This window comes from Plantactinospora sp. CNZ320 (assembly GCF_002846275.1).
In genome coordinates, this window is the sequence record NZ_PJMP01000001.1 from 4536855 (window position 1) to 4557838 (window position 20984).

Below are 20984 nucleotides of genomic sequence, written 5' to 3' on the forward strand. Positions count from 1 at the left end.
GGCCCAGGTCCGCCCGGCCGGACCTGGGCGGACTTGGGATCACATGGCACCATCTGCGGGCATGGGTTTCCTGAAAGGGCTTCTCGTCCGGCTCGCCGGCACCGCCCTGGCCTTTTGGCTCGCCACACTGATCATCCCGGGGATCACCCTGGACACCGACTCGGCCGGCGAGGCGGTGAGCACGCTGATCCTGGTCGCGATCATCTTCGGGGTGGTCAACGGCGTTCTCCAGCCGATCATCAAGACTCTCGGCTGCGGGCTCTACCTGCTCACCCTCGGCCTGATCGCGCTGGTGGTGAACGCGCTGCTGTTCATGCTCACCAGCGCCATCGCCGGCGGGCTCGGGCTGCCGTTCGAGGTCGACGGGTTCTGGCCGGCGGCGGTACTCGGTGCGCTCTTCGTGAGCGTGGTCACCTGGCTGCTCGGCCTGCTGATGGACCGCGACTGACCCCTCCGCTCCGCCTGGCACCGGCCGGTCCTCGGCTCGGAAGCGACGCCGACCACTAATCGGGAATTGGTTCGGGGCGGCCGGGCCGGGCGGGGATAGCGTCACAGGGTGCTGACCGCTACAGGAGAAGACGACGGGTACGGGTGCTGCGCCGGTAACGGGGTCCGGGCTGGCCACCGGCGGGTACCGGCCCCGGTGATACCGATCACTGGAAAGGACTCAAATCCGAGTCTGCCCCTTACGGTGAAGCGATGAGCCAGGCGCGTCGCGGATACCTCTACGGGATCGGCGCCTACACCATGTGGGGCTTCTTCCCCCTCTACATCCGGATGCTGGAGCCGGCCGGGCCGATCGAGATCCTGGCCCACCGGGTGGTCTGGTCGGTGGTCTTCGTCGCGCTGCTGCTCGCGGTGGTCCGCAACTGGGGCTTCCTGCGTGAGCTGCGGCACCGCCCGGGCACGCTCGCCGGGATCGGGCTCGCCGCCGCGCTGATCGCGGTCAACTGGGGCACCTACATCTACGGCATCAACTCGGAACGGGTCGTCGAGACGGCACTCGGCTACTTCATCAACCCGCTGGTCGTCGTCCTGCTCGGGGTCACCGTGCTGCGCGAGCGGCTGCGGGTCGCCCAGTGGGTGGCACTCAGCGTCGGCGGCCTCGCGGTGGCGGTACTCACCGTCGACTACGGCCGGCTGCCGTACCTGGCGCTCACCCTGGCGGCGTCCTTCGGCGGCTACAGCCTGGTGAAGAAGCGGCTCGGGCTGCCCGCCGCCGAGGGCATGTTCATCGAGTCGGCGGCGCTCACCCTGCCCGCGCTCGGCTATCTCGGCTGGCTCGTCTGGCACTCCGAGTCCACCTTCGGGCACGTCTCCGCCGGGCACACCGCCCTGCTGCTGCTGGCCGGTGCGGCCACCGCCATCCCGCTGCTGCTGTTCGCGGGTGCGGCGAACCGCCTGTCCCTGACCGCGCTCGGCATGTTGCAGTACCTGGCGCCGATCCTCCAGTTCGGTTTCGGCGTACTCGTCTTCCACGAGCCGATGCCACCGGCCCGGCTGGGCGGCTTCGCGCTGGTCTGGCTGGCGCTGGTGATCTTCACGGCGGACGCGATCCGGAACGTGCGGCGGTCCCGTACCGCGCTGCTCTCCGCCACCCCGGAGCCGGCGGCGGCAACCGCCGCCCGCTGAGCGCGGACCGCCGCCGCGTCGCGCTCCGGCCCGGCCGGTCAGGCCGGTCGGTCAGGCCCGACCGAGGAAGGCTTGCCGGTCAGGCCCGGCTGGGGAAGGCCCGGTCCGGGGAGGCCGTGGCAGGTTCGGGGGTACGCCCGGCGGCCACCGACTCGTACAGCTCCTCCAGCAGCCGGGTCTGCCGGTGCAGGTCGAAGTGCTCGGCCACGTGCCGGCGGGCGTGCGCGCCGAGTCGGGTCCGCAGGTTGTCGTCGGCGAGGAGCTGCCGGATGTTGCCAGCCAGCGCCGCCCGGTCGCCCTCCGGGCCGAGCAGACCCGTCTCGCCGTGCAGCACCGCCTCCGGGATTCCACTGTGGTACGTCGAAACCGTGGGCAGCCCCAGGCTGGCCGCCTCCAGGATCGTCGTGGGCAGCCCTTCGGCGTCCCCGTCCGCGGCCGTCCTGGACGGCGAGACGAAGATCTTCGACTCCGCCAGGTGGCGGGCGACCTCCGACGGCCGCTGCACGCCCAGGAACGTCGCGTCCAGGCCGAGCGCGGCAGCCCGCTCCCGGACCGGCCAATCCAGCGGCCCGGAGCCGATCAGCAGCGCCCGGGGTCGCCGGTCGGCCAGGGTGCCGAGCGCCTCGACGAGATCGTCGACGCCCTTCTTCTCGACGAATCGGCCGACGAAGACCACGTCCCAGCGCTTCGGCACGTCCGGCACCTCGGCCGGGACCGGTACCCCGGTGTGGTGCACCCGGACCTTCGCCGGGTCGGCGCCGGCCGCGATCGCCCGCTCCCGGATGAAGCCGCTGACGGCCAGGATCAGCGCGGCCCGGTCGAACACCTGGCGCAGGTTGCGCCGGTACCGCAGGCCGCGCAGGCCGGGCGCGTGCGGCTGCCGCGTCACGTCGTAGCCGTGCACGGTCACCACCAGCGGTACCCCGAGCTGCCCGGCCGTCCGACTGATCAGCCAACCGTCGTTGCCGAAGTGCGCGTGCACCACCGCCGGGCGCAGCTCGGCCAGCAGCCGCCGCAGCCTCGGCGACTCGCCGGTCAGCCGGAGCCGCAGGAAGGCCCGCCGGTCCCGGCCGCCGTCCGGATAGGCGATCACGTCGGTCTCGGCGGCCAGCGGCGAGTCGACCCGGGTGGCGCCGAGGAACGTCGGCTGCCAGCGGGAGAGCGCCAGGCCCTGGTTGCGGATGAACGTCTCGGAGCCGGCGAGCAGGCCGCTGCGCCAGATCACCACCGCGGGTGCCGCACCGGGCCGGGGCGGGGTGCTCACGCGCCGATCTCGCTTGGTCGGCCGGCCTTTCGCCGGACCACCCCGACCTGCCGGGAGGCCGTGCGGCCGGCGCCGGGCCGGCGCAGGATCCGGTCCCGGAGGGTACGCCGCAGCTGCGGCGGGATCAGCCAGATCAGCCCGTACGCGAGATAGTCGAAGATGCCCGGCTGCCCGTGCCGGCGCGCCTCGCCGAGCAGGGTACGGAACGCCGTCGTACTCCTGGTCGGTGCCGCCATCGAGCTGATCACGCTCATCGTCAGCGCGGCGTACGCCCGGCGGGTCAGCAGCGGGCGGATCCGCTGGAGCCACTCGAACTGCTCCGTCCAGTCGGTGTCGAAGGTGATCCGGGGACGGTCCTCGTCCTGGTGCCAGATCACCAGCGGCTCGGCCGCGTAGACGAGGTCGACGTCGGCGTGGTCGAGCGCCCGGAACGTCCAGTCGAGTTCCTGGAGGCGGCGCAATCCGACTGTGAACGGCACCCGGCGCAGCAACTCGGTCGGGGCGAGGATGGTCGAGGTCTGGATGAAGCCGTCACCGTGGAACAGCCCTCGCCGGACGGTGAGGTACTCGGTGAGCGGCTCGCCGGCCGCCGGCAGCCGGCGCGGCATCACGAACTCGGCCCGGGGCGTCCGGTTGCGCAGCCGGCAGGCGACGATCGGCATCGCCACCCGGGCGCGCCCGGCCAGGTCGAGCTGCACGGCGAGCTTGTTCGGCAGCCACTCGTCGTCGTCGTCGAGCAGGGCCGTCCAGCGCGCCCGCGCCGCGCCGACGCCGACGTTGCGGGCGTTCGGTGCGCCACCGGAGGAGGGCAGCACCAGCACCCGGAGCCGGTCGTCGCCGAGCGCCGCCAGGGCCCGGCCGGTCTGCTCGTCCGGGCCGTCGACCACGACGACTACCTCAAGGTCGGTCACGGTCTGCGCCAGTACGCTGCGCACCGCCCGGGTCACCAGGTCCGGCCGACCACGGGTGGGAATAACGACGCTGACGTCTGGTGTGGAGGACATGAAAACCCGCCAACTCGTCTGGGGAATCCCTGTCGGGCAATACCGGACGTGAACGCTATTGGCCGTGCGGCGGGCGCGGGTTAATTCAAGGCGGAGAATGCGCGTACATTGGTTGGGCGGTACCCGACCGAACGGTGTCGGGCCGCCAGGCAGGGCTTCGGAGCGGCGGAGCGGGTTGGTGACGTACACTCGCCGGCAATTGTGCCGAGGCTCGGAAAATCGATTCGGTGAATTCGGAGAATCGGGCAGGTGAACCTGTCGAAAATGGAGATACAACGCCGGATGAGCGCGCCGGACATCAGCGTGGTGGTGCCGGTCTACAACACCATGCCCTACCTGACCCGGTGCCTGGAGTCGTTGGTCCGGCAGACCATCGGGCTGTCCCGGATGCAGGTGATCGCGGTCGACGACGGCTCGACCGACTGCAGCGGCGTCGAGCTGGACAGGTACGCCGCCCGCCATCCCGGCACCTTCACCGTCATCCACCAGCCGAACTCGGGCGGTCCGGCCGGCCCGTGCAACCGGGGCCTCGACGCCGCCACCGGCCGGTACGTCTTCTTCGTCGGCGCCGACGACCACCTCGGAGTGGAGGCGCTGGAGCGGATGGTGACCGCCGCCGACGCCTGGGGGTCGGACGTGCTGCTCGGCAGGGTGGTCGGGGTGAACAGCCGGCACATCTACCAGGACATATTCGCCTGCAACGCGGTCGACGTGGACCTCTTCGACTCACCGCTGCCCCGCTCGCTGGCCAACACCAAACTGTTCCGCAGGGAACTGCTCGACCGGTACGGCATCCGCTACCGCGAGGAGTTGCGGATCGCCAGTGACCTGCCGTTCACCCTGGAGGCGTGTTTCCGGGCCCGGCGCATTTCGGTGCTCGCCGACTACGAGTTCTACTACGCCGTACGCCGGTTGAGCGCCACCAACATCACCTATCTGAGCCGGCACCTGGATCGGCTGCGGGTCGTCGAGGCGAACCTGGCGTTCGTGGCTGACCTGATCGAGCCGGGCGAGCGGCGCGACGCGATCATGCTGCGCCGGTTCGACCACGAGGTCGCCAAACTGGTCGAGGACGATCTGCTCCGGCTCGACCGGGAGAGCCAGCAGGCGGTGCACGACGGCGTCGGGCGGCTGGTGGCGGAGCACCTGACCGGGCGGATCACCGAGCGGTTGGGGGCGGAGACCCGGATCCGGTTCGCGCTGACCCGGGACGGCAGCCTCGACGACCTGCTCGCGGTGATCCGGCAGGACGCCGAGGTCGGGGTACCGGGCACGGTGGTCGAGGGGTCCCGGCGGTACGCGGCGTACCCCGGGTTCCGGGATCCGGCGCCTCGCCTGGGTTCCCGGGATCCGGCACCTCGCCTGGGTTTCCGGGGTTCGGTGCCTCGCCTGCCGGACTCCTGTTTCGACGTGACGGCGGTGCCGGAGTGGCCGGCGAAGCTCGACGCCACGGGTTTCGGCTGGGAGCACGACGAGCGGGGCGAGCGGGTGTTGACGATCACGGCGTACTCGCCGCTGCCGGACCTGGCGGCGCAGGGTGCCGATCCGCTGACGGTGAGCGCGGAGGAGGTCCCGGCCGAGACGGTGGTGCTGGACAGCGGCCCGGCGGGCAGCACGGTACGGATCAGGTTCCGTGCCGCCGACCTGCTCGCCGGTACCGGCGCGACCGGCCGGCGCCGGATCGTCTCGGCCCAGGCCGGCCCCTTCGACCCCGATCGCGCGCTGGGCGCGAACAGCGCGGCGGGTGCTGGTGGCGCGGCGGCGCTGCGGGCGCCCCGGCTGGACCGGACGGTCCCGCTGGTACGCCGCCGGGGCGCCCGGCTCTGCCTGCTGACCCCGGTCCGGGACGAGTCCGGCCGCCTGATGATCTCCGTCGTGCCGGTCACCCCCGGCCGGGTCACCGCCCGGCTGCGCCAGAGGTTCCGCCAGAAGCTCCGCCGCCGCTGACCGTCCCCGGACGGGGGCCGCCCGTCGTCACTGGCCGGCAGCCCCCGTCGCCGGAAGTCCGTCGAGCAGGTACCCCAGCCCGCGCCGGAAGGTGCCGTCCTCGTCCCGGTCGTCCAGGTGCCCGGTCTCGACAAGGGTGGGATAGCGCTCCCGCTGGCCGGCGAGGTGCACCCGGGCGGCCTGTCGCGACTCGGGATCGTCGAGACGCTGCCAGGACGAGAGCGTGACGGCCGCCCCGATGACGTAGTTGGCCAGCGCGTGCGTGGCGGCGCTCAGGTCCGGCTCCACCAGCCCGGCCCGGCGCAGGGTGGACTGGAGGAACTCGGTTCGGGTCAGCACGTTCGGTCCGAGCAACGGTCGGCCGACCAGCGCCGCCGACCACGGGTGCCGGAGCATCGCCGCCCGCCAGCCGAGCAGCAGCGTCTCGACGTCGGCCCGCCAGTCGTCGGTTGTCGACGGTTCGGGGAGGACGACCTCGCCGAAGATCTGGTCCAGGGCCAGGTCGAGTACGTCGTCCTTGTTCGTGACGTGCCAGTAGAGGGTGGTGGAGCCGGCGCCCAGTCGCTCGGCCAGTCGCCGCATGGTGAGCCCGCCGACGCCCTCCCGGTCGAGCAGTTCGATCGCCGCGTCGACGATCCGGTCCCGGTGCAGCGGCGGCCCGCTGCGGCCCGGGGAACGCGGGGGGCGTAGCCAGACTCCTGTCATGTCCCGGGAGTCTAGTCCGGCGTTCCGGCTCTAGAACGTTGTTCTAGACTCTAGAACGTTGGTCTAGAGTACCGGCCGGGAGGTTCCCCGTGGCACACGTCGAGATCCGACACCTGCACTACCGGCTGCCCGACGGGCGCCCGCTGCTCGACGACGTGTCGTTCCGGGTCGCCGACGGAGTCACCGCCGCACTCGTCGGGCCGAACGGCGCCGGCAAGACCACCCTGCTCCGGTTGGTCGCCGGCGACCTGACGCCGACCGCCGGCGAGATCGTCACCTCCGGCGGGCTCGGCGTGATGCGCCAGTTCATCGGCACGATCCGCGACCACCGCAGCGTCGGCGACCTGCTGCTGTCGGTGGCACCCGACCGGATCCGGCAGGCCGCCGCCGCACTCGCCGAGGCCGAGCGCGCGTTACGGGAACGCGACGACGAGCCGGCCCAGCTCCGCTACGCGCACACCGTCACCGAGTACGTCGAGGCCGGCGGCTACGACCTCGAAGTCGTCTGGGAGGCGGTGACTACGGAGGCGCTCGGGCTGCCGTACGAGCGGGCCGCCGGGCGGGACGTGCACAGCCTCTCCGGCGGCGAACAGAAGCGACTCGTGCTGGAGGCCCTGCTGCGCGGCCCCGACCGGCTGCTGCTGCTCGACGAGCCCGACAACTACCTCGACGTACCAGGCAAGCAGTGGCTGGAGCGGCAGCTTCGGGCCAGCACCAAGACCGTGCTGCTGGTCTCGCACGACCGGCAACTGCTCGCCGAGGCGGCCGACCGGATCGTCAGCGTCGAGAACCGGCAGGTCTGGGTGCATGGCGGGGGTTTCGCCAGCTATCCGGCGGCCCGGCGGGACCGGATCGACCGGCTCGACGAGCGCCGCCGACACTGGGAGTCCGAGCACGCCCGGCTCCGGCAGCTGGTGCACCTCGCCCGGCAGGGCGCGGCCCGCAACGACGCGCTCGCCTCGGCGTACCGGGCGGCACGGAGTCGACTGGCCCGCTTCGAGTCCGCCGGTCCGCCGACCCGGCCGCCGAAGGAGCAGAACGTGCGGATCCGGCTGCGCGGCGGACGTACCGGCAAACAGGCCCTCGTCTGCCGGCAACTCGAACTGACCGGCCTGATGCGCCCCTTCGACCTGGAGGTCTGGTACGGCGAACGGGTCGCCGTACTCGGCTCCAACGGCTCCGGCAAGTCCCAGTTCCTCCGGCTGCTGGCCGGGGCGGACCAGGTGCCGCACCGGGGTACGGTACGGCTCGGCGCCCGGGTCGTACCCGGACACTTCGCCCAGACCCACGCCCGCCCCGACCTGTACGACCGCACCCCGGCCGAGATCCTGATGACCGGGCACGCCCTGCTCCGCAACGACGCGATGGCGGCGCTGGCCCGTTACGAGATCGCGCCCGCCTGGGACCAGCCGTTCCAGAGCCTGTCCGGCGGCGAGCAGGCCCGGTTGCAGATCCTGCTGCTCGAACTGGCCGGGGCGACCCTGCTGCTGCTCGACGAACCGACCGACAACCTCGACCTGGCCAGCGCCGACGCGCTGCAACGAGGGCTGGAGGGCTTTGCCGGTACGGTCCTCACCGTCACCCACGACCGTTGGTTCGCCGCGCACACTGACCGCTGTCTGCTCTTCGGTGCGGACGGCCGGGTGACCGAGACCGCCGAACCGGTCTGGACCGAGGGCCGGGTCGACCGCCCCCGCTGAGCTCCCCGGGAAACCCAAGATTCTTGGTGGCACCTGCGCACACACGAGTCTCGCGGACCGTGGGGGGAACGGTCCGCGAGACTGGTGGGGGGTGGGCGCCCCGGGGAGGGTGCCCCGATGGGGTCAGATCATCCAGCGGTTCCGCTGCACGAAGGGCAGTCGTGCCCAGATCCGGCCCAGCCCCCAGGTGTGCCCGGCGTACGTCGCCGCCAGGACGATCAGCACGATGGCGTAGATCAGGTGGTAGTCCATGAACGGGTTGGTGGAGCCGGTCGGCTCACCAGCGCTGTTGTGCTGGGCGAGGGGGAACTCGGCGAACCACATCAGCACCATGATCAGTGCGCCCGAGGCGGCGGCCACCCGCAGGCCGATCCCGGCGATCAACGCGACACCGACCGCGAGCATGCCGAGCATGAAGAGCCAGTTCGCCCACCAGGTGCCGGCGATGCTGTGCGCGACCGACTCGAACGGCCCCACCGAGACGTTCGCGAGGAAGCCCTTGGTCGGCGAGCCGCCGTTGATCCAGGCCCGCTCGGTCGGCGTCGAGTAGCCGAGACCGAAGGTCTTGTCCAGGAAGGCCCAGAGGAAGACGAAGCCGGTCGAGATGCGCAGCACGGCGAGTGCCTTGGCGCCGGTCTTGGTCAACATCGCGCCGGGCGAGTCGGCCCGCTCCAGCGGGGTGGTGATCGGGCGGATAGCGTGGCGGGTGGTCATCGTGACCTCCGAGGTCGACCCTTGTCCTGACACCCATCACTCTGCTCGGTGCGGCGCCCGCGCACCCGGGCCCGAGCGCCCCAATGCCCGGGACCAACGGCCCGCCCGGGTCCCGGGACCAAAGACCCGTCGGGTCCCGGGACCCCGGACCCGGCCGGCGTCCACAGTCGAGCGCGCCGGCCGACGGCAGTGCGCCGGCCTACGGCACTGGCACTGGGTCGGCCTACGGCAGTGCGCCGGCCTACGGCACGTCGTAGGCGAGCAGCGGGGTGTTGTCGTACCTGAGGAGTTCGAGGCGGATCAGCTCGGACCTGGTGAAACGGGTGACGCCGGTGAAGGTGGCGTCGTCGCCGGGCGCGGCGAGCCAGGAGCCGATCTGCTCCGTCGCACCGTTCGGGCCGTGCGCCACCAGCCGGAACGTGTACGCCTTGGTGTAGTCCCTGGTCTTCTCGTACTGGCAGCGCATCGTGATCAGCGTGCCCCAGCGCGTACCGTCGAAGCCGATCTCGGCGCTGACCGGCACGTTGCCGGCCACCGGCTGCATGGCGACCATCCGCACCTCGAGATCGGTGCCGGTGTCACCGCCGTCCAGCACCGGTACGGCGACGCCGAACCCGAGCACTGCGGCCAGAGCGGCGGCGACCAGGGCGAACCCACCGGTACGGAGCCGGCCGCGACGCCGCTCCCGACGTCGGCGGGACCGGGCCTCGTCGAGCAGTTTCGGCAGCCGTTCACCGGTGCTCGGCACCGGGGCGATCTCCTCCAACCCGGCCGGATCGAGCCGCCCCAGCAGTCCGGGCAGTACGGCAATCTCGGCCACCGCCTCCCGGCACGTCGGGCAGCCGGCCAGGTGCCGTTCGTACTCGGCCCGCTCGGCGGGAGACAGGGCACCCAGCACGTACGCCCCGTCGTCGTGGGCGTACTCGCAATTCGTCACCCGGTCACCCCCATCTCCGCCAGTACCAGCCGCAGCGAGCGCAGCGCGTAGTGCGTCCGCGACTTCACAGTCCCCGGCGGTACGCCCAGCCGGGCGGCCGCCTCGGTCACCGACCGGCCCTGGTAGAAGCACTCCACCAGTACCTCCCGGTGTTGTGGCGAGAGCCGGTTGAGCGCCTCCGCCACCGTCCACGCCTCCACCGCCCGGTCCGTCTCGTCGACCACCTGCGGCGGCTCGGGCAGCTCGTCGGTGATCACCTCGCCGATCCGGACGCTGCGCCGCCGCCAGGCGTCGATGGCGAGGTTGCGGGCGATGGTGAAGAGCCAGGCCCGCACCGGACCCCGATCCGGGTCGAGCGCCTCCGGATGTCGCCACGCCCGCAGCAGCGTCTCCTGCACCAGGTCCTCGGCCCGCTGCCGGTCGCCGTCGGTCAGTCGCAGGGCGTGCGCGAGCAGCGCGTCAGCGTGTTCGTCGTGCATGGCGCGCAGCAGTTCGGCGTCCTCGTCGCTGATGTCCCGTCGCCTCCCGCCCGCTGGGCTCCGACCGACCCCGGCTCCTGGTTCCACCTCGGCTGCTGGTTCCACCCCGGCTCCTGGTTCCACGCATCCGGTGCCCGGACGGTTCAACAGCGGTGACGGTGGCCACCCGAACCCGGCCCGACGGACGGCGGCGCTGCGGAGGGCGACCCGACAGACGGCGGCGCTGCGGAGCGCGGCAGCTGACCGAGCGCCGGCGTCCCTCGTGGTCTCCTGCTCCCCTGCCCGGGGTAGCAGGAGACCACGTTCCGGTCCGGGGACCGGTCAGTTCTCGGAGGCGAGGCCGTCGGCGACGGCACGGGCCACCGCCAGCAGCTTGGCCCGGACCACCCGGGCCGACGTCATCATCTCGGCCGCCGGCAGCGCGCAGGCGAGCACCACCCGCCGCTCCATGTCCTTGTCCGGGCTGATCAGCACGGCCGCACAGGCGACACCGTGCCGGAACTGGCCCAGCTCCAGGTGCATGCCACGCCGGTCGCCGGCCGCCAGGTCCGCCTCGAACGCGTCGGCGGCGACCAGGGTGGCCGAGGTGAACGGCCGCATCCCGTACTCGCGCAGGTAGCGGAAGCGCTGCTCCGGGGTGAGGGTGGCGAGCAACGCCTTGCCGAGTGCGGTGGCGTGGGCGCCCTCGTCGAAGCCGGGGACCAGATCCTCCAGGTACGGCGACCGGGGCCCCTCGGCGACCGCGGTGACCGCCACCTGCCCGCCGACGAACCGCCCCAGGTAGTGGCTGTAGCCGGTGTCCGAGGCGGCCCGGCGCAGCGACTCGCCCACCGCGGGTGGTCCGCGGAACGCGGTGACGAGTTCGCGGTACCGGTCCGCCACCTCCAATCCGACGATGTACGTGCCATCTTCGCGCCTGATCACATAGCCCTCGTAGGCGAGCGTGCGCACCAGGTGGTACGTGGTGGCCACAGTCAACTCGCAACGCCGGGCAATCTGTTTCACGGTCAGGCCCTTCGGGGCCCGTCCGACCGCTTCGAGCACGCGCAGGGCACGCGACACGCTGCGGATCAGGTCCGAAGGTTCCGCCAAGGGGTCGCGCACAACCACCTCCGCCGCCGGGGACTTACAGAATATGAAAAACCGGGCGCCTGCGAAATGCCCGATCGGATTGAGGATGCCAGATCTACAGCGACCGTGCGTACTGCCATAGACACGAACGGTTCATACGGGCGGCTCGCGTAGGCTCGTCCCAAATGGCCGATCTAACCGATGACACCCAAGCGGCCGGTACCTTCGCCTCGCCGACCCGTACGGTGCTCGCCGCCGCCGTCATCACCGTCGCCGGGGTACTCCCGGTCTTCCTCGTCGGCGGGCTCGCCGTACAGCTCGGTGTCGAGCTGGATCTCTCCCCCGCCGGCCTGGGGCTGGCCGTCGCCGTCTACTTCGGCGTGAGCGCGCTCGCCTCCGTCCCGTCCGGCGCCCTCGTCGAGCGGTACGGCCCGACCGTCGTCGCCCGGGCCAGCCTGCTGCTGGTCGCCGCCACCATGCTGGCGGTCGCCGCCGTCGCCCGCTCCTATCCGGTACTCCTCGTCCTGCTGGCCGTGGTCGCCCTGGCCAACCCGCTCAGCCAGATGGCCAGCAACGCCACCCTGGCGCACCAGGTCCCGCCGGGCCGGCAGGGACTCTCCTTCGGGGTCAAGCAGGCCGCCATCCCGGCCGGAACCCTGCTGGCCGGAGCCGCCGTACCGGCCGTGGCGCTTACCGTCGGCTGGCGCTGGGCGTTCGTCGCCGCCGCCGTACTCGCGCTGGCGATCCTGCCGGTCGTACCCGCCGGTGCCGGGCGGTCGGCGCACCAGGCGCGGGGGCGCGGCGGCCGGGCGAACGGACCGCTCGTCGTCCTCGGCGTGGCCGGCACCCTGGCCGCGGGCTCGGCGAACGCCCTCGGCACCTTCCTGGTCGACTCGGCGGCGGTCCGTGGCCTCTCGCCGGGACTCGCCGGCCTGGTGCTCACCCTCGGCGGCACCGTCTGCCTGCTCTCCCGGATCCTGATGGGCGCGCTGGCCGACCGCCGCTCCGGAGGCCACCTCAACACCGTCGCCGCGATGCTGACTGTCGGTGCGGGCGGGCTGGGCCTGCTGCACCTGGCCGCCCCGCCGGCACTGGTGGCCGGCGTGGTACTCGGCTTCGGCCTCGGCTGGGCCTGGCCCGGGCTGCTCAACTTCGCGGTGGTCCGGCTGCACCCGCAGGCGCCGACCACGGCCACCTCGATCACCCAGACCGGGGTGTACGCGGGCGGCTGCCTCGGCCCGCTCGGCCTCGGCACCCTCGCCGAGCATCTCGGGTACCCGACGATGTGGCTGGTCGCGGCGGCGGCGATGCTGGTCGCCGCCGCCCTGATGCTGGCCGGCCGGAGGATGCTGCTGGCCGGTCTGCGCCACCGGGCGGACGACACCGTCCCGCCGCCGGCCCCGCCGGCCCCGCAGGTCCGGGTGCCCCGGCAACGCCGCAGGGCGATTCGGGTGGCGGGGTAACGCCGCAGGACGGTTCGGGTAGCTCGGCAACGCCGCAGGGCCGTTCGGGTGGCCCGGCAACGGGTCGTCCTACCCCTCGGGGTCAGGATTGGTGATCTGGCCGGCGAGCGACGCTCTGGGCCGGGCGGATGACGGTCTCAGCCGGTGCGGTCGGCGATGAAGTCGCAGAGCGATTCGAGCGCCTGCCGGGGCGCGCTGTCGGGCAGCGGGGCGAGGCGGGAGCGGGCCTCCTCGGCATAGCTGCGGACCGTCTCCCGGGCCCGCTTCATCGCCGGAGACTCGCGGAGCAGGCCGAGCGCCTCGGCGTGCAGCGCGTCGTCGGTGATCGGGCCGAGCGAGAGGATCTCGCGCAGCCGTACCGAGGCCGCGTCGCCGTCGTCCATGCCGAGCGCGTAGAGCACCGGCAGGGTCGGCACGCCCTCCCGCAGGTCGGTGCCGGGGGTCTTGCCGGACTGCACCGACTCGGAGGAGATGTCGAGCAGGTCGTCGGAGAGCTGGAAGGCGGTCCCGATGGTCTCGCCGTACCCGGCGAGTGCCTCGATGTGCGGGGCCGGAGCACCGCCGAACATACCGCCGAACCGGGCCGAGGTGGCGATCAGGGAACCGGTCTTCTCGGCGATCACGTTCAGGTAGTGCGTGACCGGGTCGGCGTCGCGCGGGCCGACGGTCTCGGCGATCTGCCCGTGCACCAGCCGGGCGAACGTCCGGGCCTGCAACCGGACCGCCTCGGTACCGAGATCGGCGGCGATGTCGGCGGCCCGGGCGAAGAGATAGTCGCCGACCAGGATCGCCACCGAGTTGCCCCACCGGGAGTTCGCACTCGGCGCACCCCGGCGCACCGGCGCCTCGTCCATCACGTCGTCGTGGTAGAGCGTGGCGAGATGGGTGAGTTCCATCACCACCGCCGCCGGTACGACGTGCGGGGCGAGCGGGTCACCGAACTGGGCGCCGAGCGCCACCAGCAGGGGACGGAACCGCTTGCCGCCGGCATCCATCAGGTGCCGGGCAGCCTCGTCCACCATCGGGTCGGCGCTGGCGACGTTTTCCCGCAGCGCCGACTCGACCTTGGCCAGCACGCCGGCCACCGATGCTTCCACGCGGGCATCCGCGAACTCGAGCCCGATAGTGTCGAGCCGCAAGTCCGCCATGCCGCCAGCCGTTCCCCCCACGCCTTCAACCATGCCACACCCGCCGGCCAACCCCTGGTCGGGGGCGGTCGCGCTCGGCAGGGGCGTGGGGGTCACCGTTCATCGGACGAATTCGGCGGCGCCGTTGGCGAGATCCAGCAGCGGTGCCGGGGCTACCCCGAGCACCAGCGTGGCGACGACCCCGATCATCAGGGCCGCGGCGGTCAGCCCACCGGGCAACGACACCGTCGGAGTCGACTCGCCCGGCTCGGAGAGCCACATCATCACGACCACCCGCAGGTACGGGAAGGCGAGGATCATGCTGGTCAGCACGCCCGCGATCACCAGCCAGACCTGGCCGGCGTCGAGAGCCGCCCCGAAGACCGCGAACTTGCTGGTGAACCCGCTTGTCAGTGGGATACCGGCAAAGGCGAGCAGCAGGAAGGTGAAGAGTCCGGCATACAGCGGGGAACGCCGGCCCAGCCCGGCCCACCGGGACAGGTGGGTCGCCTCGCCGTCCGCGTCCCGGACCAGGGTCACCACGCCGAACGCGGCGAGCACCGTGAAGCCGTACGCGACGAGGTAGAACATCGTGCTGGACAGGCCGTCCTTGGAGAGCACCAGGGCGCCGACCAGCAGGTACCCGGCGTTCGCCACCGAGGAGTACGCGAGCAGCCGCTTGATGTCGGTCTGGGTGACCGCCAGTACCGCCCCGACCAGCATGGTCAGCACCGCGATGACGCCGAGCACCGGGGTGAAGTCCCAGCTCGCCCCGGAGAACGCCACGTGCAGCACCCGGAGCAGACCGCCGAACGCGGCGACCTTGGTGCAGGCGGCCATGAAGCCGGTGATCGGGGTCGGAGCGCCCTGGTAGACGTCAGGGGTCCAGACGTGGAACGGCGCCGCCGCGATCTTGAACAGCAGCCCGATGGAGAGCAGCGCGAGCCCGGCGAAGAGAAGAATCTCACTGGCGGCCGAGTCGGTGACCGCAGTCCGGATGGTGCCGAAGTCGACCCCACCACCGGAGCCGGCGCCGCCGGCACCGACCGTGAAGCCGTAGACCAGGGCCATGCCGAAGAGGAAGAACGCCGAGGCGTACGAGCCGAGCAGGAAGTACTTCAGCGCCGCCTCCTGGCTCAGCAGCCGCCGGCGCCGGGCCAGCGCGCAGAGCAGGTAGAGCGGCAGCGAGAACGCCTCAAGCGCGATGAACATCGTCAGCAGGTCGTTCGCGGCGACGAAGAGCAGCATGCCGGAGATGGCGAAGAGGGTCAGCGGGTAGACCTCGGTCGCACCGTCGGAGTCGGCCGCCTGCCGCTGGTCCTCCGGCGAGCCGACGGTGACCGCGGCGTGCGCCACGAACGCGCCGCCGCGCTGCACCGTGCGCTCGCCGATCAGCAGCAGCGACATCCCGGCGAGCACCAGGATCGAACCCTGGAGGAAGAGCGTCGGGCCGTCGACCGCGATCGCCCCGCCAGCGGTGACCAGCCGGTCGTGCGCGTTGCGCACCACCGCGACCAGCGCGCCGGTCACGGCGAGCAGGCCGAGGATGAGCTGGGTCAGGTTCCGGCTCTTCCGGGGTACGAACGCCTCGACCAGTACGCCGAGCACGGAGGCTCCGAACAGCACCAGGATCGGTGCCAGAGCCGCGTAGTCGATGTCCGGCAGCTTGAGATCCATTATCGGACCTTCCTTACGTACGCGACTGGCAGCCGGCTCACCGGTGTGCCTCCTGGACGGTGCCCACCGTCGGCGCCGGGTCCTGCTTGCCGAGGTCCTGCTCCATGGTGGCCTGGACGGCGGGGTTGATGACGTCGGTGACCGGCTTCGGGTAGAAGCCGAGCAGCAGCAGCAACGCGATCAGCGGGGCGACCACGACCTTCTCCCGGATCGACAGGTCCCGCTTCATCCCCTCCACCTCGGTCAGCGCCGGGTTGAGCGTGCCCTGGGTGGTCCGCTGGATCATCCAGAGCACGTACGCGGCGGCCAGGATGATCCCGACGGTGGCGATGATCGCGACCGGCTTGTTCACCGTGTAGGTGCCGATCAGCACCAGGAACTCGGAGATGAACGGTGCCGTGCCGGGCAGGGCCAGCGAGGCGAGGCCGGCGAAGAAGAACACCCCGGCGAGCAGCGGTACCAGCTTGCCGGCACCACCGAAGTCGGTGATCAGCGCGGAGCCGCGCCGGGCGACGAGCATGCCGACCACCAGGAAGAGCAGGCCGGTGGCGAGGCCGTGGTTGACCATGTAGAGCACCGCGCCGGTGCCGGCCTGGGTGGTGAAGGCGAAGAGCCCGACACCGATGAAGCCGAAGTGCGCGATCGAGGTGTAGGAGACGAGCCGCTTCAGGTCGTTCTGCCCGACCGCCAGCAGTGCCGCGTAGATGATGCCGATCAGCGCCAGCGCGATGGCGTACGGGGCGAACCACTTCGACGCCTCGGGGAAGAGCGGCAGGCAGTACCGCAGGATGCCGAAGGTGCCGACCTTGTCGAGTACCCCGACCAGCAGCGCGGCGGCACCCGCCGGGGCGGCGCCACCGGCGTCCGGCAGCCAGGTGTGGAACGGGAAGAACGGCGCCTTGATCGCGAAGGCGATGAAGAAGCCCAGGAAGAGCCAGCGCTCGGTCCCGGTGGAGATGTCGATCTGGGTCAGCGCCTGCCAGTCGAAGGTCTTGCCGCCGACCACCCAGAGCCCGATCACCGCGGCGAGCATGAAGAGGCCGCCGACGAGCGAGTAGAGGAAGAACTTCACTGCCGCGTACTGCCGCTGGTGGCCGCCGTAGCTGCCGATCAGGAAGTACATCGGGACGAGCATTACCTCGAAGAACACGTAGAAGAGGAAGACGTCGGCGGCGGCGAAGACGCCGATCATCGTGCACTCGAGGAAGAGCAGCAGCGCGAAGTAGACCGGCACCGAGCGCTTCGACTTCTCCGCGTCGTGCCAGGAGGCGAGGATCACCAGCGGTACCAGCAAGGCGATCAGCATCAGCATGACAAGCGCGATGCCGTCGGCGGCGAAGGTGAAGTTCACCCCCCAGCGCGGGATCCACGAGTACGACTCGCGGAGCTGGAGCCGGTCGCCGCCGGCCTCGAAGGCGATCCACATGAAGATCGAGAGCACCAGTACGCCCAGCGACCAGCCGAGCGCGATCCGCTTGGCCAGCTCGCCCCGGCTGGCCGGCAGGAAGACCACCACCAGCGCGCCGACCAGCGGCGCGACGGTGAGCACCGAGAGGAAGGGGAAGTCGGACATTATTCGGCCTTACCTCCGTCGTCAGTGCCCGGCCGGTCGAGGTCGCCCGGCCGGTTCGGTGCGGCCGGGGGGTTGTGGTGGGTCACGCGAACCACCCCAGTTGGACCGCCAGGAACGCCGCCACCACCAGGACCGCGCCGGTCATGATGGACATCGCGTACGACCGGACGAAGCCGGTCTGCATCCGGCGCAGCCGGCCCGATCCACCGCCGACCGCGGCGGCGAGCGCGTTGACCAGTCCGTCGATGCCCCGGTTGTCGAGGAAGACGAGTGCGCGGGTCAGGAAGATGCCCGGCTTCTCGAAGACCGCCTCGTTGAACGCGTCGGTGTAGAGGTTGCGCCGCGCGGCCCGGACCACCGGGCCGGCCGGCTGCTCCTGCAACGCGGTGCCGTTGCGGAACAGCAGCCAGGCCAGGCCGGCGCCGAGCACGGTCAGGCCGAGCGAGAGCACGGTGATCACGGTGTGCGAGAGCACCGGCTCGTGGTGCGCGCCGTGCCCGAGCACCGGGGTCAGCCAGTCGGCGACCGGGCTCGCCATCAGCCCACCGGCGGCCACCGAGCCGATGCCGAGCAGGATCAGCGGCACAGTCATGATCGGCGGGGACTCGTGCGGGTGCTCGATGTCCTCGGTCCAGCGCTTCGGGCCGTGGAAGGTCAGCACGAAGAGCCGGGTCATGTAGAAGGCGGTCAGGCCGGCGCCGAGCAGTGCGGCACCGCCGTAGAGCCAGGCGGTCCAGTCGTCCCGGGCGAACGCCTCGACGATGATCGGCTCCTTGGTGAAGAAGCCGGAGAACGGCCACATGCCGATGATCGCCAGCCAGCCGAGGCCGAAGGTGATCCAGGTGATCTTCATGTACCTCGACAGCCCGCCGAACCGGCGGATGTCCACCTGGTCCTTCATGCCGTGCATCACCGAACCGGCCCCGAGGAACATGTTGGCCTTGAAGAAGCCGTGCGCGAGCAGGTGGATGATGGCCAGCGCGTACGCCCCGCCGCCGAGCCCGACGCCGAGGAACATGTAGCCGATCTGGCTCACCGTCGACCAGGCGAGGACCCGCTTGATGTCGTCCTTGGCCGCGCCGATGATGCAGCCCATCAGCAGGGTGAGCGCGCCGACGCTGACCACCACGGTCTGCAACGTCGGGTCGAGCGAGAAGATCGGGTTGGACCGGGCGATCAGGTAGACCCCGGCGGTCACCATCGTGGCGGCGTGGATCAGCGCGGAGACCGGGGTCGGGCCCTCCATCGCGTCCGGCAGCCAGGCCTGGAGCGGGAACTGGCCGGACTTGCCGGTCGCACCGAGCAGCAGCAGCAGGCCGATCGCCAGTACCGTGCCGCCGGCGAGCGCTCCGGCGCCGTTGAAGACGTCGGCGTACTGGGTGCTACCCAGGGTGGCGAACATGATGAAGATCGCGATCGCCAGGCCGGCGTCGCCGACCCGGTTCATCAGGAACGCCTTCTTGCCGGCGGTCGCCGCGCTCGGCCGGTCGGTCCAGAACGAGATCAGCAGGTACGACGCCAGACCGACGCCCTCCCAGCCGACGTAGAGCATCACGTAGTTGTTGCCGAGTACCAGCAGCAGCATCGCCGCGACGAAGAGGTTGAAGTACCCGAAGAACTTCCGCCGCCCGGCGTCGTGCGCCATGTAGCCGACCGCGTACACGTGGATCAGGAAGCCCACGCCGGTGATCAGCAGTACGAAGACCGCGGCCAGCGGGTCGAAGAGCAGGCCGAAGTCGACGTGCAGGTCACCGACCGCGATGAAGTCCCAGAGGCTCAGCTCGACCGAGCGGTTCGCAAGGCCCCGCAGCGAGAAGAAGTAGGTCAGGCCGAGCACGAAGATGACGCCGACGCTGGCCACGCCGAGCCAGTGTCCCCACCGGTCGGCACGCCGGCCGAGCAGCAGCAGGATGGCCGCGCTGACCAGCGGGATGGCCACCAGCAGCCACACGCTGCCCAGCAACCCCGTGGCGTGGGCGTACTCCACAGAATGTTCCACTGGTGGGCCCCTCTTAGTACTTCAACAGGTTGGCGTCGTCGACGCTCGCCGAGCGTCGAGTCCGGAAGATCGTCATGATGATGGCCAGCCCGACCACGACCTCGGCGGCGGCCACCACCATGACGAAGAACGCCATGATCTGACCGTTCAGGTCGCCGTTGATCCGGCTGAACGTGACAAGCGCGAGGTTGGCCGCGTTGAGCATCAGCTCGATGCACATGAAGAGGACGATCGCGTTGCGCCGGATCAGCACCCCGACCGCGCCGACCGTGAAGAGCAGGCAGGCGAGGATCAGGTAGTGGTTCGGCGACACCGACAGGAAGTCCGACATCTCTATTTCTCCGTCCCCTTCAGCGCCGTCTCCTCGGCGGAGAGTTCACGCTGCGGCAGGATCTGCGGAACGCTCCGCTCGGTGAGCTTGCCGTCCGGCAGCCGGGCCGGGGTGGCGACCGAGGACGAGGTGGCGTAGACGCCGGGGCCGGGCTTCGGTCCCGGGTAGTTGCCGGGGCGGAACCGGGCCTTCATCGTGGCGATCTGGTCCATCCGGTCCTCGCGGCGCCGCTCCACGTGGGCCAGCACCATCGCGCCGACCGCCGCGGTGATCAGCAGCGCGGAGGTGATCTCGAAGGCGAAGACGTACCTGGTGAAGAGCAGTGCGGCGATGCCCTGCACGTTGCCGTTCGCGTTCGCCTGCTCCAGACCGGCCGCGTCCGGCTGGCCGAGCGCCCGCCACATCCCGGTGGCGAGCAGGGCGCCGAAGCCGAGGCCGAGCAGGATCGCGGCGACCCGCTGCCCGCGCAGCGTCTCGATCAGCGAGTCCGAGGCGTCCCGGCCGACCAGCATCAGCACGAAGAGGAAGAGCATCATGATCGCGCCGGTGTAGACGATGATCTGCACCATGCCGATGAACGGTCCGGCCTGGAGCACGTAGAAGACGCCCAGGCAGAGCATGGTCAGCACCAGCCAGAGCGCCGAGTGCACCGCGTTGCGGGCCCAGACCGTGCCGATCGCGCCGATCAGGGCCAGCGGGGCCAGGATCCAGAAGGTCACCTGTTCCCCGCCGGTCACCCCACCGGCGGCGGCGAGCACCGCTGATGTCGTCACGGCTGTTCTCCCGTCGTACCGGAGCCGTCGACCGTGGCGGTCTCGGACCAGGGCGCCCGCTCCGCACCGGCCGAGGTGCCCGGGTTGGTGAGCGCGCCGACGTAGTAGTCCTTCTCGGTGTCACCGAGCCGCATCGGGTGCGGCGGCTGCTCCATCCCCGGCAGCAGCGGCGCCAGCAACTGCTCCTTGGTGAAGATCAGGTCCTGCCGGTTGTCCCGGGCCAGCTCGTACTCGTTGCTCATGGTCAGCGAACGGGTCGGGCAGGCCTCGATGCAGAGCCCGCAGAAGATGCAGCGGGCATAGTTGATCTGGTACGTGCTGGCATACCGCTCGCCCGGCGAGAAGCGCTGCTCCTCGGTGTTGTCGCCACCCTCGACGTAGATCGCGTCGGCCGGGCAGGCCCAGGCGCACAGCTCACAGCCGATGCACTTCTCCAGCCCGTCCGGGTGCCGGTTGAGGATGTGCCGCCCGTGGTAGCGCGGCGCCGAGACCGGCGGCTTGAACGGGTAGTCGGTGGTGACGACCTTCTTGAACATGTGCGAGAAGGTGACCCCGAAACCCTTGAACGGTCCGGTGATCGCGCCCACG

General features: G+C 71.1%; 19 protein-coding genes. 5 read left to right on the forward strand and 14 right to left on the reverse strand.

Annotation, left to right across the window (positions count from 1 at the left end):
* Positions 1–61: 61 nt before the first annotated feature.
* Both CLT71_RS20160 and rarD read left to right on the forward strand, forming a co-directional pair.
* On the forward strand, positions 62–448 hold the full coding sequence (locus tag CLT71_RS20160; RefSeq protein WP_101368466.1) for a phage holin family protein: 387 nt from the start codon (positions 62–64) through the stop codon (positions 446–448).
* A gap of 251 nt (positions 449–699) precedes the next feature.
* Complete coding sequence (gene rarD, locus CLT71_RS20165; protein WP_101368467.1) at positions 700–1632, forward strand: EamA family transporter RarD; 933 nt, start codon at positions 700–702, stop codon at positions 1630–1632.
* A 79-nt stretch (positions 1633–1711) separates the two neighbouring features.
* Here the strand turns inward: rarD and CLT71_RS20170 are convergent, their stop codons facing one another.
* Together CLT71_RS20170 and CLT71_RS20175 are read right to left on the reverse strand one after the other, a co-directional pair.
* Positions 1712–2896, reverse strand: coding sequence for a glycosyltransferase family protein (locus CLT71_RS20170; RefSeq protein WP_486483364.1), 1185 nt, complete (start codon positions 2894–2896; stop codon positions 1712–1714).
* Entirely contained in the window at positions 2893–3900 is a 1008-nt protein-coding gene (locus tag CLT71_RS20175; protein ID WP_101368468.1) for a glycosyltransferase family 2 protein, read from the reverse strand. Before CLT71_RS20175 ends, CLT71_RS20170 begins: the two co-directional genes overlap by 4 nt.
* Positions 3901–4182: 282 nt before the next feature.
* Here CLT71_RS20175 and CLT71_RS20180 point away from each other — a divergent pair, with 282 nt between their 5' ends.
* Positions 4183–5847: a glycosyltransferase gene (locus tag CLT71_RS20180; RefSeq protein WP_101368469.1), complete on the forward strand. Its 1665-nt coding sequence runs from the start codon at positions 4183–4185 to the stop codon at positions 5845–5847.
* Positions 5848–5874: 27 nt separating this feature from the next.
* Here the strand turns inward: CLT71_RS20180 and CLT71_RS20185 are convergent, their stop codons facing one another.
* Positions 5875–6552, reverse strand: a complete 678-nt coding sequence (locus tag CLT71_RS20185; RefSeq protein WP_101368470.1) for a TetR/AcrR family transcriptional regulator C-terminal domain-containing protein — start codon at positions 6550–6552, stop codon at positions 5875–5877.
* Positions 6553–6641: 89 nt separating this feature from the next.
* Here CLT71_RS20185 and CLT71_RS20190 point away from each other — a divergent pair, with 89 nt between their 5' ends.
* Positions 6642–8252 carry an ATP-binding cassette domain-containing protein gene (locus CLT71_RS20190; protein WP_101368471.1) on the forward strand — a complete coding sequence of 537 codons (1611 nt, stop codon included), beginning with the start codon at positions 6642–6644 and terminating at the stop codon, positions 8250–8252.
* Positions 8253–8375: 123 nt separating this feature from the next.
* Here CLT71_RS20190 and CLT71_RS20195 read toward each other — a convergent pair whose 3' ends face one another.
* The 4 genes from CLT71_RS20195 to CLT71_RS20210 all read right to left on the reverse strand — a co-directional run bounded on the left by CLT71_RS20195 (position 8376) and on the right by CLT71_RS20210 (position 11486).
* Positions 8376–8966, reverse strand: coding sequence for a DoxX family protein (locus tag CLT71_RS20195; protein WP_101368472.1), 591 nt, complete (start codon positions 8964–8966; stop codon positions 8376–8378).
* A gap of 241 nt (positions 8967–9207) precedes the next feature.
* Positions 9208–9903 (reverse strand): zf-HC2 domain-containing protein, encoded by a 696-nt coding sequence (locus CLT71_RS20200; RefSeq protein WP_101368473.1) that lies wholly within the window; start codon positions 9901–9903, stop codon positions 9208–9210.
* Positions 9900–10415 (reverse strand): sigma-70 family RNA polymerase sigma factor, encoded by a 516-nt coding sequence (locus CLT71_RS20205; protein ID WP_101371628.1) that lies wholly within the window; start codon positions 10413–10415, stop codon positions 9900–9902. The genes CLT71_RS20200 and CLT71_RS20205 overlap by 4 nt, the downstream gene beginning before the upstream one ends.
* Before the next feature lie 288 nt (positions 10416–10703).
* Entirely contained in the window at positions 10704–11486 is a 783-nt protein-coding gene (locus tag CLT71_RS20210) for a helix-turn-helix domain-containing protein (protein ID WP_101368474.1), read from the reverse strand.
* Between the two features lie 152 nt (positions 11487–11638).
* On the opposite strand from CLT71_RS20210, the gene CLT71_RS20215 reads away from it, so the two are divergent.
* Complete coding sequence (locus tag CLT71_RS20215) at positions 11639–12916, forward strand: MFS transporter (RefSeq protein ID WP_101368475.1); 1278 nt, start codon at positions 11639–11641, stop codon at positions 12914–12916.
* A 137-nt stretch (positions 12917–13053) separates the two neighbouring features.
* Here the strand turns inward: CLT71_RS20215 and CLT71_RS20220 are convergent, their stop codons facing one another.
* The 7 genes from CLT71_RS20220 to nuoI form a co-directional block, all read right to left on the reverse strand.
* A complete protein-coding gene (locus CLT71_RS20220) occupies positions 13054–14097 on the reverse strand; it encodes a polyprenyl synthetase family protein (protein WP_101368476.1) in 1044 nt (347 codons plus the stop codon).
* Positions 14098–14163: 66 nt separating this feature from the next.
* Positions 14164–15723, reverse strand: coding sequence for an NADH-quinone oxidoreductase subunit NuoN (gene nuoN / locus CLT71_RS20225; RefSeq protein ID WP_101368477.1), 1560 nt, complete (start codon positions 15721–15723; stop codon positions 14164–14166).
* A gap of 34 nt (positions 15724–15757) precedes the next feature.
* Positions 15758–17293 (reverse strand): NADH-quinone oxidoreductase subunit M, encoded by a 1536-nt coding sequence (locus CLT71_RS20230; protein WP_101368478.1) that lies wholly within the window; start codon positions 17291–17293, stop codon positions 15758–15760.
* An 82-nt stretch (positions 17294–17375) separates the two neighbouring features.
* Entirely contained in the window at positions 17376–19292 is a 1917-nt protein-coding gene (nuoL, locus tag CLT71_RS20235; protein WP_101368479.1) for an NADH-quinone oxidoreductase subunit L, read from the reverse strand.
* 13 nt (positions 19293–19305) lie between these two features.
* Entirely contained in the window at positions 19306–19623 is a 318-nt protein-coding gene (gene nuoK / locus CLT71_RS20240; RefSeq protein WP_199187664.1) for an NADH-quinone oxidoreductase subunit NuoK, read from the reverse strand.
* Between the two features lie 2 nt (positions 19624–19625).
* Entirely contained in the window at positions 19626–20396 is a 771-nt protein-coding gene (locus tag CLT71_RS20245; protein WP_101368480.1) for an NADH-quinone oxidoreductase subunit J, read from the reverse strand.
* A complete protein-coding gene (gene nuoI / locus CLT71_RS20250; RefSeq protein WP_486483365.1) occupies positions 20393–20983 on the reverse strand; it encodes a NuoI/complex I 23 kDa subunit family protein in 591 nt (196 codons plus the stop codon). The genes CLT71_RS20245 and nuoI overlap by 4 nt, the downstream gene beginning before the upstream one ends.
* Position 20984 lies beyond the last annotated feature (1 nt).